This window comes from Cellulomonas massiliensis JC225 (assembly GCF_000312005.1).
GTDB classification, from domain to species: domain Bacteria; phylum Actinomycetota; class Actinomycetes; order Actinomycetales; family Cellulomonadaceae; genus Cellulomonas; species Cellulomonas massiliensis.
The window spans coordinates 446,583-458,431 of sequence record NZ_HE978588.1; the positions used below are offsets into that span (position 1 = coordinate 446,583).

The following is an 11,849-nucleotide window of genomic DNA, read 5'->3' on the forward strand; positions in this document are numbered from 1 at the left end:
CGCGCTCCTCGACCGCGGCGCCCGCTGAGAAGGCCGCCGACGGGCCGGCGGCGGCCTCCAGCAGGGCGCGCGCGACGTCGGTCAGGTCGATCGGCTGCAGGCGGCCGCCGCGCGGGTACGGGACCAGCCCGAGCCGCGACCACGCCCCGCGCCGGGTCGGCGCCCCGAACAGCAGATCCTCCAGGAACGGGTGGAACTGCGTCGCACGGACCACGGTCGACGGGACGGCTGCGGCGCCGTAGACGTCCTCCTGCGCCACCTTCGCGCGGTAGTACGCGAAGCCGGGCGCCCGGTCGACGTGCGCGATCGACAGCACCACGACGTGGCCGACGCCGGCGGCGAGCGCGGTGCGGGCGACCGCCTGCGCCGCGGTCGTCAGGACGCGGGCGGCGTCGCGGCCCTGGTGGTTGAGGGTGTCGACGACGACGTCCGCGCCCTCGAACGCGGCGCGCAGCGGGCCGTCGTCCGGCGCGAGCACGTCCGCGCGCAGGGACCGCACGCCCTCCTGGCCCGCGGCCGGGTGCCGCGAGACGACCCGGACGTCGTGCCCCTGCGCGACGGCGGCCTGCACCAGCGCGCGCCCCGCCTGACCGGTCCCACCGACGACCACGATGCCGCTCATCCCTCCATCGTCGTCGCCGCGCGGCCGCCGCGCCGGGCACCGCGGTGTGCGACGCGCCACAGACCGCCGGCCCGTCCGCACAGCATCCGCACACCGGCGCCCTGAGGTGGGTGCACCCGCACCCGTAGGCTGGACGCCATGCTGACGACCGCTCTCGCGGCCCTCCCCGCGGCCGGTGCGCTGCCCGCGCTCGGCCCCGACTTCCTCGACCCCGACTACCTGATCTCGACCTTCGGGACCGCCGTGGTCATCGGGATCGTCGCCGTCATCTTCATCGAGACGGGCCTGCTGTTCCCGATCCTGCCGGGCGACTCGCTGCTGTTCACCGCGGGCGCGCTCGTCGCGCAGGACCAGTTCCCGGTGCACATCAACATCTGGGTGCTCAGCCTGCTGCTGTTCGCGGCGGCGTTCCTGGGCGACCAGACGGCCTTCCTCATCGGCCGCACCCTCGGCCCGAAGGTGTTCAACAAGCCGGACTCGCGGTTCTTCAAGAAGGCGTACATCGACCAGACCTACGCCTACTTCGACCGGTACGGCGGCCGGACGATCGTCGTGGCGCGCTTCGTCCCGATCGTGCGGACGTACGCGCCGGTCGCTGCCGGCGTCGGCAACATGCGCTACCGGCACTTCGTCGGCTACAACCTGCTCGGCGCGCTGCTGTGGGCCGTCGGGGTGACGTGGCTCGGCTACGCGCTGGGCAACATCCCGTTCGTCAAGAACAACATCGAGCCGCTGCTCGTGCTCATCGTCCTCATCTCGGTGCTGCCGATGCTCCTGGAGATCTGGCGTGCCCGGCGCGCGGCGCGGCGCGGCGAGGCGCCCGCCCCCGGCAGCGACGAGCGGGACGAGCGCTACGACGAGCCGCACGAGCGCGAGGCCGTGGAGCGCCGCGTGTTCGGCGAGCCGCCGGCCGGCGACGCCCCGCTGCACGAGGGAGGCCCGCGATGACCCGCGAGATCACCGCCTGGCTGTCCGACATGGACGGCGTGCTCGTCCACGAGGGCGACGCGCTGCCCGGCGCCGCCGAGTTCATCGGCGCGCTGCAGGCGAAGGGCCGGCCCTACCTCGTCCTGACGAACAACTCGATCTTCACGCCCCGCGACCTGGCCGCCCGCCTGCGGGCCTCCGGCATCGACGTCGGCGAGGAGCACCTGTGGACGTCGGCGCTGGCGACGGCGCAGTTCCTCTCGGACCAGATGCCGAACGGCTCGGCGTACGTCATCGGCGAGGCCGGGCTCACGACCGCGCTGTACGAGGCCGGGTACACCCTGACCGCCACCCGTCCGGACTTCGTCGTGCTCGGCGAGACGCGCACGTACTCCTTCGAGGCGATCACGCAGGCGATCCGGCTCATCCAGGGCGGCGCCCGCTTCATCGCGACGAACCCCGACGTCACGGGCCCGTCCGCGGAGGGCGACCTGCCGGCCACGGGCGCGGTCGCGGCGCTCATCCGCTCCGCCACCGGGCGCTCGCCGTACTTCGTGGGCAAGCCCAACCCGATGATGATCCGCTCGGCGCTCAACCGGATCGACGCCCACTCCGAGCTCACCGCGATGGTCGGCGACCGCATGGACACCGACGTCGTCGCCGGGATCGAGGCGGGCCTGCGCACGTTCCTGGTCCTCACCGGATCCACGCGCGCGGACCAGGTCCAGCGGTTCCCGTTCCGGCCGACCGAGGTGCTGCCGTCGATCGCCGACCTCGTCGAGCGGGTCTGACCGGGACGTTCGTCCTGGCCCGCCGCGGCGGGCACCCGGCGATCCTGCGGCCGTGAGCACCACGACGCGACCCTCGACCCGGAGGCGGCGGCCCGGGCCCGGCTGGGTGCCGAAGGAGCACGGCGCCTGGGCGATGCTGGTCGTGCCCGTCCTCGTCGGTGCCCTGGTCGGCGGGCCGACGTGGCGGCACGCCCTGCTGCTCGTCGCGTGGCTGCTCGCCTACCTCGCGTTCCACGCGACGGGGCTCTGGCTGCGCGCCTCGCGCCGGCCCCGCTACCTCCCGCCGGTGCGGGCGTACGCGGTCGCGCTCCTGGTCGTGGGCGGCGCCCTGCTCGCCTCCGCGCCGGCCCTGCTGCGGTGGGGGCCGGTCTACGCCGTCCTGCTCGCGACGAGCCTGGTGTGCTCGCAGCGGCGCGCGGACCGGTCGTGGCTCAACGACGCGGTGACGGTCGGCGCGGCGACGCTCATGACCGTCGTCGCCGCCGGGCTCGGCGCCCACGGCACACCCACCGCCGTGGCTGCGGCGCTGCCCTGGGCGGGCCTGCCGGGCGCGGGCGACCCCGCCGTCCGCGCCGCGACCGCCGTGCTCGGCGCGTACTTCCTGGGCACGGTGCCGTACGTCAAGACGCTGCTGCGCGAGCGCGGCGACCCGACCGTGCTGCTCGTCTCCGTGCTGTTCCACGCGCTGCTCGTGGTCGCCGCCCTCGCGGCGGCGGTCGCGCTGCCGCTCGGCGCGTCGCCGGCGCTGCCGGCCACCGCCGTGGGGCTGCTGCTGCGCGCCGTCCTCGTGCCCCGCCGCCGGCCCTGGCCGAGCGCGCGCTCGATCGGGCTCGGCGAGGTGGCTGCGACCCTCGTCGTCACGCTCGTCGCGCTCGTCGTCGCCGCGTCAATCTAGGCGGCCGCCCCGACGCACGGCGACGGCCGGCCCCCGCAGGGGGACCGGCCGTCGCGATGCTGCTGCGGTCAGAACTGGACCGTCGGCGCCTGGCGCACCTGCGGGTCCTCGACCTCGAAGTACTCGGCCCGCTCGAAGTGGAACATTCCCGCGATGACGTTCGACGGGAAGGACTCCACCTTCGTGTTCAGCTGCCGCACGTTGGCGTTGTAGAACCGGCGGCCGGCGGCGATGCGGTCCTCGGTGTTCGTGAGCTCCGCCTGCAGCTGCTGGAAGTTCTCGCTCGCACGCAGCACCGGGTAGTTCTCGGCGACGGCGAACAGCCGGCCCAGCGCCTGCGACAGCGCGTTCTCCTGCTGCGCCTGCTGCGCGGGGGTCGCGCCCGGGGCCGCGGCGGCCGCGCGGGCCTGGGTGACCTCGTCGAACACGCCGCGCTCGTGCGCCGCGTAGCCCTTGACGGTCTCGACCAGGTTCGGGATGAGGTCGTGGCGCCGGTGCAGCTCGACGTCGATCTGCCGCCACGCCTCCTGCACGAGGTTCCGCAGCCGGACGAACCCGTTGTACTGGGCGACGGCCCACAGGAGGACGATCAGGACGAGAGCGCCGACGACGATCAGCGCGATGACTCCGCCGGTCACGGCAGACCCCTTTCGGTAGGTGCACCGATCGTAACGACGTGGCCCCCGCGGGCGGGAGGCGGCGCACCCGGCGTCGCCCGATCGCCCCGCACGTCAGCGGGCCACCGGGTCCCAGCCGTGGTCCTGCCAGACGTGCCGCGGCACCGCGTCCCGGACGTCGCGCAGCGCGACGAGCGCGGGGTGGATGGCGGCGAGGTCGGTGCCGCCGAGCCGCCAGGTGAGCACGTCCGCCCCCTCGATGCGCCACGGCAGCCGCGGGCGCGCGAGCAGCGCCTCCATGTGCCGGGGATGGATGATCGCGTGCGCCACCCGGGCGTCGCCGCTCGCGACGCGGAAGGCGTCGTTGAACTCCTGGAGCTCGAAGTCGATGTCCTGCGCGCCGAACGCCTTCGCGATGCGCGCGCCGAGGCCCTGCGGGGTGACCTCCACCCACGGCAGGGCGGTCGGCAGCCCGAGGGCGACGACGTGCGCGGTGTGGGTGGTCTGGTTCTTGCCGCTGCCCGTGGTCCACGCGTACGCGAACGACAGCGCGCGGGCGCCCTCGAAGGTCCCGACGAGCACGTCGGAGGCCCGCTGCGCGTGCCCCTGCCCGAACGGCTGCCCGTGCCAGCGCCGCACGAGCGAGGCGTCCGAGCCGACGTACGTCCACCCCGTCGCGGCGGCCCACCGCCGCATCGCCTCCACCCGACGGCGGTGCAGCACGATGCCGAGCGCGAGCGCGCCGCCGAACAGCAGCACGGGCACGACGAGGACGAGCACGCCTGCGCCGTCCCCGGGGGCGAGCATCAGGCCAGGCCGAGGTCCGCGAGGCCGAGGAGGGCCACGTAGGGCACCCCCAGCTCCTCGATCCGCTCGCGCGCGCCGGTGGCGCGGTCGACCACGACGGCCACGCCGGCGACCTGGCCGCCCGCCTCGCGCACCGCCTCGACGGCCGTGATCGCCGAGCCGCCCGTCGTCGAGGTGTCCTCGACGACGACCACCCGGCGTCCGGCCACGTCCGGGCCCTCGATGCGGCGCTGCAGCCCGTGCGCCTTGGCCTCCTTGCGGACCACGAACGCGTCGAGGTCCAGGCCGCGCGACGCGGCGGCGTGCAGGAGCGCCGTCGCGACGGGGTCGGCGCCGAGCGTGAGGCCACCGACCGCGTCGACCTCGGCCGGGCCGAGGCCGGCCTCCTCCAGCGCGTCGAGGAGCTGGTGGCCGATGAGCGGCGAGGCGCGGTGGTGGAGCGTCGCGCGCCGCATGTCCACGTAGTAGTCGGCCTCCCGCCCGGAGGCGAGCGTCACCCGGCCGTGCACGACGGCGAGCTCCTTCACCAGGTCGACGAGCTGCTGGCGAGGGCTGGGGCTCAGAGCGGTCACGGCGGCCAGGCTACCGGCGCCGGTGCCGTCCCCGGGGCCGTCTCGCCTTGAGCGCGCGGGTCAGCCGACCTCGTCGTCGTGCTCGAGGGCCTTGCGGTAGCGGCCGACGGCGCGCACGGCGGAGCGGGGGGCCAGGCGCGCGACCGCGGAGAGCGTGCGGTAGCGCAGGCTCGGCGTGGAGATGACGGCACCGCGGCGGACGTCCGCGAGCGCGGTGGCCACGACGTCCTCGGCGTTGAGCCAGGCGACCTCGGGGTAGGCGCTGACGTCGATGCGGCCGCGCTCGTGGAACTCGGTGTGCGTGAACCCCGGGCACAGGACGGTCGCGGTCACGCCGGTGCCCTTGAGCTCGACGGCGAGCCCCTCGGTGAACGAGCGCACCCATGCCTTGTGGGCGGAGTAGGTGCCGGAGGCCAGCAGGGCCGCCACCGAGGCCACGTTGAGGATCGCGCCGCGCCCGCGCTCGGCCATCGAGCCGGCGGCGGCGTGCGAGAGCACGAGCACCGCGCGGACCATGACGTCGAGCGCCGCCTCCTCGCGCTCGAGGTCGCCGCCGACGAAGCGCTGGTTCAGGCCGAGGCCGGCGTTGTTGACGAGCAGGCCCACGGGGCGCTCCTGCTGGCGCAGCCGCTCGGCGACGCGCTCGACCTGCGCACGGTCGGCGAGGTCGGCCGCCAGCACCTCGGCGCGGACCCCGGCGGCGGCCTCCAGCTGGGCCGCCAGGCGCTGCAGGCGCTCCTCGTCGCGGGCCACCAGCACGAGGTCGTGGCGGGCGGTGGCGAGCTGCCAGGCGAACTCCAGGCCGAGGCCGGCGCTGGCGCCGGTGACGAGTGCGGTCCCCATGCCGCAACCCTACGGTCCCGGGTCGGGGTGCGGCCCGCGGGACGCGCACGTCCACAGGCGCGCACGGGCGTCGGGGGCGGCTCGTAGGGTGGGCGGGTGCCCGAGACCTCGTCGACCGACCCGTACGCGGACCTCGTGTTCGCCGAGCCGTCCGACGAGGAGCCGTCCGACCCCTGGGGGCCGGCGCCGGAGGAGGAGGGGCTGGCGCACGCCTCGTCCCCTCTCGCGCGGTCGGTCGGCGAGGAGCGGGCGGCCGCGGCACGCGGACGCGCAGCGGGCCCCGTGGTCCCCTCGTCGCGGGCGCACGGCCGGGCGGTCGCCGACGACGAGGAGCGCCCCGACCCGCTCGAGGTGCTGCAGCGCGTCTGGGGCTACGACGCCTTCCGCGGCGAGCAGGCCGCGATCGTCGAGACCGTCGTCGCCGGCGGCGACGCGCTCGTCCTCATGCCCACGGGCGGCGGCAAGTCGCTGTGCTACCAGGTGCCCGCGCTCGTGCGGCCCGGCACCGGCATCGTCGTCTCGCCGCTGATCGCGCTCATGCAGGACCAGGTCGACGCGCTGTCGGCCGTGGGCGTGCGCGCCGGGTTCCTCAACTCGACGCAGGCGCCGCACGAGCGCCGCGCGGTCGAGCAGGCCTACCTCGCCGGCGAGCTCGACCTGCTCTACCTCGCGCCGGAGCGGCTGCGGGTGCCGGAGACGGCCGCGCTGCTCGACCAGGGACGGATCGCGCTGTTCGCGATCGACGAGGCGCACTGCGTGTCGCAGTGGGGCCACGACTTCCGGCCCGACTACCTGGCGCTGTCCGTCCTGCACGAGCGCTGGCCGGACGTGCCGCGCATCGCGCTCACCGCCACCGCCACCGACGCGACGCGCCAGGAGATCGCCGAGCGCCTGCAGCTGACCGGTGCCCGGCAGTTCGTCGCTAGCTTCGACCGGCCGAACATCCAGTACCGCATCGTCCCCAAGGACAACCCGCGGGCCCAGCTGCTCGAGCTGCTGCGGGCCGAACACCCCGGCGACGCGGGCATCGTCTACTGCCTCTCGCGCGCGTCGGTGGAGCAGACGGCCGAGTTCCTCAGCGCCCAGGGCATCCCCGCGCTGCCCTACCACGCGGGGCTCGACCGCCAGGTGCGGGCGCGGAACCAGGCGCGGTTCCTGCGCGAGGACGGCGTCGTCATGGTCGCGACGATCGCGTTCGGCATGGGCATCGACAAGCCCGACGTCCGGTTCGTGGCGCACCTCGACCTGCCGAAGTCGGTCGAGGGGTACTACCAGGAGACGGGGCGCGCGGGCCGCGACGGGCTGCCGTCGACGGCGTGGCTCGCGTACGGGCTGGCCGACGTGGTGCAGCAGCGCCGGCTCATCGACTCCTCCGAGGGCGACGCGGCGCACCGCCGGCGCCTCACGCAGCACCTCGACGCGATGCTCGCCCTCTGCGAGACGGTGGGCTGCCGGCGGGTGCAGCTGCTCGCCTACTTCGGCCAGCCCGCCGAGCCGTGCGGCAACTGCGACACCTGCCTGGCACCGCCCGAGTCGTGGGACGGCACCGTCGCGGCGCAGAAGCTGCTCTCGACGGTCGTGCGGCTCGAGCAGCGAGGGCAGCGCTACGGCGTCGGGCACGTGGTGGACGTGCTGCGCGGCAAGCAGACGCCGCGCGTGCGCCAGCTCGGGCACGACGAGCTCTCGACGTTCGGGATCGGCGCCGACCTGTCGGACGGCGACTGGCGCGGCGTCGTCCGCCAGCTGCTCGCGGCCGAGCTGCTGGGCGTCGACACGGACGGCTACGGCACCCTGCAGCTCGCCCCGGCCTCCGGCGACGTGCTGCGCGGCGAGCGCGAGGTGCGCCTGCGCCGCGAGACCGCCCGCGCCGCCCGGCGCGGTGGCGGCGACCGGCGGCGCTCGGCGGCGGCCGCCGACGTGCCCGCCGAGGACGTCGAGGTGTTCGAGCGGCTGCGGGCCTGGCGGGCGGCGGCCGCGAAGGAGCAGGGCGTGCCCGCCTACGTCGTCTTCCACGACGCGACGCTGCGCGAGATCGCCGCGCGCCGGCCGGCGGACCTCGCCGCGCTCGGCACGGTCACCGGCGTGGGCGCCGCGAAGCTCGACCGCTACGGCGAGGGGCTGCTCGCCGCCCTGTCCGGGGACGCGAGCGCGGGCGGCCCGCTCGACGTCTGACCGCCGGCGCCGTCAGCGCTCGATGCGCCAGACCAGCTCGTGCCCGTGGGGCTCGGCGAACCCGAGTGCCTCGTACATGCCGCGGCCGTCCTCGGTCGCGGCGAGCCCGACGCGGGTCACCGTCGTCTCGTCGAGGAACCACGCCATCACCGCCTCGACGCACGCGCGGGCGTAGCCGCGCCGGCGGGCCGACGGCTCGGTGCTGACGTTGAACACGTGCCCCCGCAGGCCCGACGGGTTCCACGGCTCGGGCGCGTGCTCCTGCAGGTCGCCGACCGCGCAGGCGACCGGTCCTGTGGACCCGTCAGGGAGCGGGCCGTCGACGACGCACGCGACGAGCGCGCCCGGCCGTGCCAGCCGGTCGCGGAACCACGCCGTGCAGTCGGCCTGCCACCGCTCGTCGTCGAGCCCGGGGACCCCCATCGCGTCGAGCATCCCGCGCCGCAGCCGGGTCAGCGCCGCGGCGTCCTCGACCCCCGCCCGGCGGACGCGCACCGGAGCGCCCGAGCGGCCCGGCGCCGGCCGGGCGACGGACGCACCGGGACGGGCCACGGGGACGACGACCTCCCCGCCGGCGACGAACCGCGCCGCGACCTCGTCGGAGGCCGCGGCGCCGATCCGCTCCCGCATGCTCGGCGAGAGGTCCGGCAGCGCGCCGAGCCGGAACCACCGCGCGTCGGTGTTCTCCCCGTCGGCCGGGAACGGCTCGCCCGAGACGTACCGCAGGCGCAGGACGAGGTCCAGGTACTGCGAGCGGTCCCCGTTCCCGTACGTCGTGGGCGGCAGCGCCCGGACGAGCGCGACCCGCTCGGCCACCGCGTGGACCGCGGCCTCCTCGAGCGTCTCGCGGACGGCCGCGTCGGCCGGGTCCTCCCCCGGGTCGATGATCCCGGTGACCGGCGTCCAGGCGCCGTTGTCGGCGCGTCGCACGAGCAGCACCTCGCGCTCGTCGCCCTCGCCCCGCAGGACGACGGCGGTGACGCCGCTCAGCCAGAGCGGGTCCGTGCCGATCCGCGCCCGCAGGGCGAGGACGAAGTCGGGCGTCGCCACCGGCGCTCAGGAGCCGCGGTGCGTGCCGTCGACCGCGTGCGGCTCGATCGCCGCGATCTCCGCGTCGGTCAGCGGGCCGGCGGCGAGCGCCGCGACGTTCGCCTCGAGCTGCGCGACCGACGAGGCACCGACGAGCGCCGACGTGACGCGCTCGTCGCGCAGCACCCAGGAGAGGGCGAGCTGCGCGAGGCTCTGGCCGCGGCCCGCCGCGACCTCGTTCAGCGCGCGGGCGCGTTCGAGGTAGGTCGGCGAGATGGCGTCGGGCGTGAGGAACCGGCCGAGCGACGCACGGGAACCCTCCGGCACCTCGCCGGAGAGGTACCGGTCGGTCAGCAGCCCTTGCTGCAGCGGGGAGAAGACGACGGTGCCGACGCCGAGGTCGCCGACCACGTCGAGCAGCGTCTCGCTCTGCCCCTCGCCCACGCGCTCGACGTGCCGGTTGAACATCGAGTAGCTGGGCTGGTGCAGGAGCAGCGGCGTGCCGAGCTCCGCGAGGATGCGGTGCGCCTCGCGGGTGTGCCGGGGCGAGTAGTTCGAGATGCCGACGTACAGCGCCTTGCCGCTGGTCACCGCGGTGTGCAGTGCTCCCATCGTCTCCTCGAGCGGCGTGCTCGGGTCGAACCGGTGGGAGTAGAAGACGTCGACGTAGTCGAGGCCCGTGCGCCGCAGCGACTGGTCGAGCGACGCGAGCAGGTACTTGCGCGAGCCGCCGTCGCCGTAGGGGCCGGGCCACATGTCGTAGCCGGCCTTCGAGGAGATGACGAGCTCGTCGCGGTACGGGCGCAGGTCCTTGGCGAGGTGCCGGCCGAAGTTCTCCTCCGCGGAGCCGTACGGCGGCCCGTAGTTGTTCGCGAGGTCGAAGTGGGTCACGCCGAGGTCGAACGCCCGGCGCAGCACGGCGCGCTGGACGTCGAACGGCGTCGTGTCGCCGAAGTTGTGCCACAGCCCCAGCGACAGCGCCGGCAGGTCGAGCCCGCTGCGGCCCGTGCGCCGGTAGGTCATCGAGTCGTAGCGGTCGTCGGCGGCGCGGTACAGCGGGGCGATCGGCATGAGCGCCACGCTAGTCGTCCGTGCCGACGGCCCGCTGCCCGCGCGCCCTCGGCGGCCGGCCGGACCGGGGGGCCGGCGACGCGGTGGCAGGATCGGCGCGTGCTGCACGTCGCGTTCTTCGAGCCCCGTATCCCCGGCAACACGGGGAACGCGATCCGCATGGCCGCCGGCACGGGCGCCACCCTGCACCTCGTCGAGCCGCTCGGGTTCGACCTGTCCGAGGCCCGCCTGCGCCGCGCCGGCCTGGACTACCACGACCTCGCGCACGTCGTCGTGCACCCGGACCTCGAGGCCCTCCTCGCCGCGCTGCCCGGCTCCCGCGTGCTGGCCTTCACCACCCGCGCGTCGACCCGGTTCGACCAGGTCGAGGCCGGGTACCGCGACGGCGACGTGCTGCTGTTCGGTCCCGAGCCGACGGGCCTGCCGCCCGAGGTGCTGGCGCACCCGCGCCTCACCGCCGAGCTGCGCATCCCGATGCTCCCCGGGCGCCGGTCGATGAACCTCTCCAACGCCGCCGCGGTCGCCACGTACGAGGCCTGGCGCTCCCTCGGCTTCCCGGGCGGCGTCTGACGGCAGCGAGCCGGGCGATCAGTCGTCGGGCCAGCCGCACGCGTCGGCGACGAACGCGTAGATCGCGCCCTGCAGCGCCGGCGGCGACGTCAGGTAGAAGACGTGCTGCTCCACGCCGTCGACGCTCGCGTGCACCCCGAAGAACGTGCCGCGCTTGTCCTCCGCCACGGCGTGCGGGTCGCAGCGGGTCGCCACGCCGCGCAGGTCGACGACGCCGTCGGTCACGCCGGCGGGCCACGACGGCCCCTGGTCCGGCGGGGCGAACAGGATCGTCCGGTCGACCGCGTGCACCTGCACCCGCGGCCCGCCGGGCACCGGCTCGACGTGGACGCGCACGGTGGCCTGCAGCTCGTCGCCGACCTGCTCCGTCCGGAGCGCGCGGTCGAGGCTCAGCGTCGCCCCGGTGGCGACGAGCGCGGCGGCGCAGTCCTCCGCGTGGATGCGGGCGAGGTTGCCGGTCGGGTCCTCCACCGCGAGACGGACCACCGCGGTGCGCCCGGCCTCGTCCGCGAGCTCGAGCTCGGCGACCGTGCCGTCGGGCGCGGTCGTCGTCCGGTCCGCGGGCGGGGCGCCGCCGTCGCACACCGGGGACCCGAGCGGCACCTTCACGTCGCCGCTGAGCCCGGCCGGCACGCGTCGTGACCGCTCGCTCGTCGCCCGGCCCGCGAAGCCCGGCACCGTGAGCCGGGCCGCCGCGACGGCGAGGCGCTCGTCGGAGCCGTTGTGCACGCGCAGGGAGACGACGCGCCGGACCCAGTCCAGCCGCGCCTGGTAGATCTCCACGCCCACCGCGCCCGCGACGGCGGACGGCAGCGGCGTGGGGGTCGGGCTCGGGCCCGGCGAGCGCCCCCCGGGGCCGCAGGCTGCCAGGACGAGCAGCAGCGCCGCCGCGACGCCCGCCGCGCCCGCCCGCCCCGTGCCGGTCACGCGCCC

At 75.8% G+C, this 11,849-nt stretch carries 13 protein-coding genes; 5 read left to right on the forward strand and 8 right to left on the reverse strand.

Annotation, left to right across the window (positions count from 1 at the left end):
* On the reverse strand, positions 1–622 hold a 622-nt coding region (locus tag HGCM_RS16455), incomplete at its 3' end, for an SDR family oxidoreductase (protein WP_019135234.1).
* A 138-nt stretch (positions 623–760) separates the two neighbouring features.
* On the opposite strand from HGCM_RS16455, the gene HGCM_RS16460 reads away from it, so the two are divergent.
* From HGCM_RS16460 to HGCM_RS02095, 3 genes are read left to right on the forward strand one after another with little or no spacing between them, the layout of a single operon-like run.
* Positions 761–1,570 (forward strand): VTT domain-containing protein, encoded by an 810-nt coding sequence (locus tag HGCM_RS16460; RefSeq protein WP_019135235.1) that lies wholly within the window; start codon positions 761–763, stop codon positions 1,568–1,570.
* Positions 1,567–2,340, forward strand: a complete 774-nt coding sequence (locus tag HGCM_RS02090) for an HAD-IIA family hydrolase (protein ID WP_019135236.1) — start codon at positions 1,567–1,569, stop codon at positions 2,338–2,340. Before HGCM_RS16460 ends, HGCM_RS02090 begins: the two co-directional genes overlap by 4 nt.
* Before the next feature lie 52 nt (positions 2,341–2,392).
* Positions 2,393–3,235 (forward strand): YwiC-like family protein, encoded by an 843-nt coding sequence (locus tag HGCM_RS02095; protein ID WP_081596349.1) that lies wholly within the window; start codon positions 2,393–2,395, stop codon positions 3,233–3,235.
* Between the two features lie 68 nt (positions 3,236–3,303).
* Here the strand turns inward: HGCM_RS02095 and HGCM_RS02100 are convergent, their stop codons facing one another.
* The 4 genes from HGCM_RS02100 to HGCM_RS02115 form a co-directional block, all read right to left on the reverse strand.
* The gene (locus HGCM_RS02100; protein WP_019135238.1) at positions 3,304–3,873 is read right to left on the reverse strand and encodes a LemA family protein; all 570 of its coding nucleotides are present in this window, start codon (positions 3,871–3,873) and stop codon (positions 3,304–3,306) included.
* 93 nt (positions 3,874–3,966) lie between these two features.
* Positions 3,967–4,659, reverse strand: coding sequence for a type III secretion system chaperone family protein (locus HGCM_RS02105; protein ID WP_147572572.1), 693 nt, complete (start codon positions 4,657–4,659; stop codon positions 3,967–3,969).
* The gene (pyrE, locus tag HGCM_RS02110) at positions 4,659–5,231 is read right to left on the reverse strand and encodes an orotate phosphoribosyltransferase (protein ID WP_019135240.1); all 573 of its coding nucleotides are present in this window, start codon (positions 5,229–5,231) and stop codon (positions 4,659–4,661) included. Before pyrE ends, HGCM_RS02105 begins: the two co-directional genes overlap by 1 nt.
* 60 nt (positions 5,232–5,291) lie before the next feature.
* On the reverse strand, positions 5,292–6,074 hold the full coding sequence (locus tag HGCM_RS02115) for an SDR family NAD(P)-dependent oxidoreductase (RefSeq protein ID WP_019135241.1): 783 nt from the start codon (positions 6,072–6,074) through the stop codon (positions 5,292–5,294).
* Between the two features lie 96 nt (positions 6,075–6,170).
* Between HGCM_RS02115 and recQ the strand changes: the two genes are divergently transcribed.
* On the forward strand, positions 6,171–8,246 hold the full coding sequence (gene recQ, locus HGCM_RS02120; RefSeq protein WP_019135242.1) for a DNA helicase RecQ: 2,076 nt from the start codon (positions 6,171–6,173) through the stop codon (positions 8,244–8,246).
* Positions 8,247–8,258: 12 nt separating this feature from the next.
* On the opposite strand, the gene HGCM_RS02125 is transcribed toward recQ, so the two are convergent.
* Both HGCM_RS02125 and mgrA read right to left on the reverse strand, forming a co-directional pair.
* On the reverse strand, positions 8,259–9,296 hold the full coding sequence (locus HGCM_RS02125; RefSeq protein ID WP_019135243.1) for a GNAT family N-acetyltransferase: 1,038 nt from the start codon (positions 9,294–9,296) through the stop codon (positions 8,259–8,261).
* A gap of 6 nt (positions 9,297–9,302) precedes the next feature.
* Positions 9,303–10,346: an L-glyceraldehyde 3-phosphate reductase gene (gene mgrA, locus HGCM_RS02130; protein ID WP_040399289.1), complete on the reverse strand. Its 1,044-nt coding sequence runs from the start codon at positions 10,344–10,346 to the stop codon at positions 9,303–9,305.
* 99 nt (positions 10,347–10,445) lie between these two features.
* Between mgrA and HGCM_RS02135 the strand changes: the two genes are divergently transcribed.
* Positions 10,446–10,916 (forward strand): tRNA (cytidine(34)-2'-O)-methyltransferase, encoded by a 471-nt coding sequence (locus HGCM_RS02135; RefSeq protein WP_019135245.1) that lies wholly within the window; start codon positions 10,446–10,448, stop codon positions 10,914–10,916.
* 18 nt (positions 10,917–10,934) lie between these two features.
* On the opposite strand, the gene HGCM_RS02140 is transcribed toward HGCM_RS02135, so the two are convergent.
* On the reverse strand, positions 10,935–11,849 hold a 915-nt coding region (locus HGCM_RS02140; protein ID WP_019135246.1), incomplete at its 5' end, for a hypothetical protein.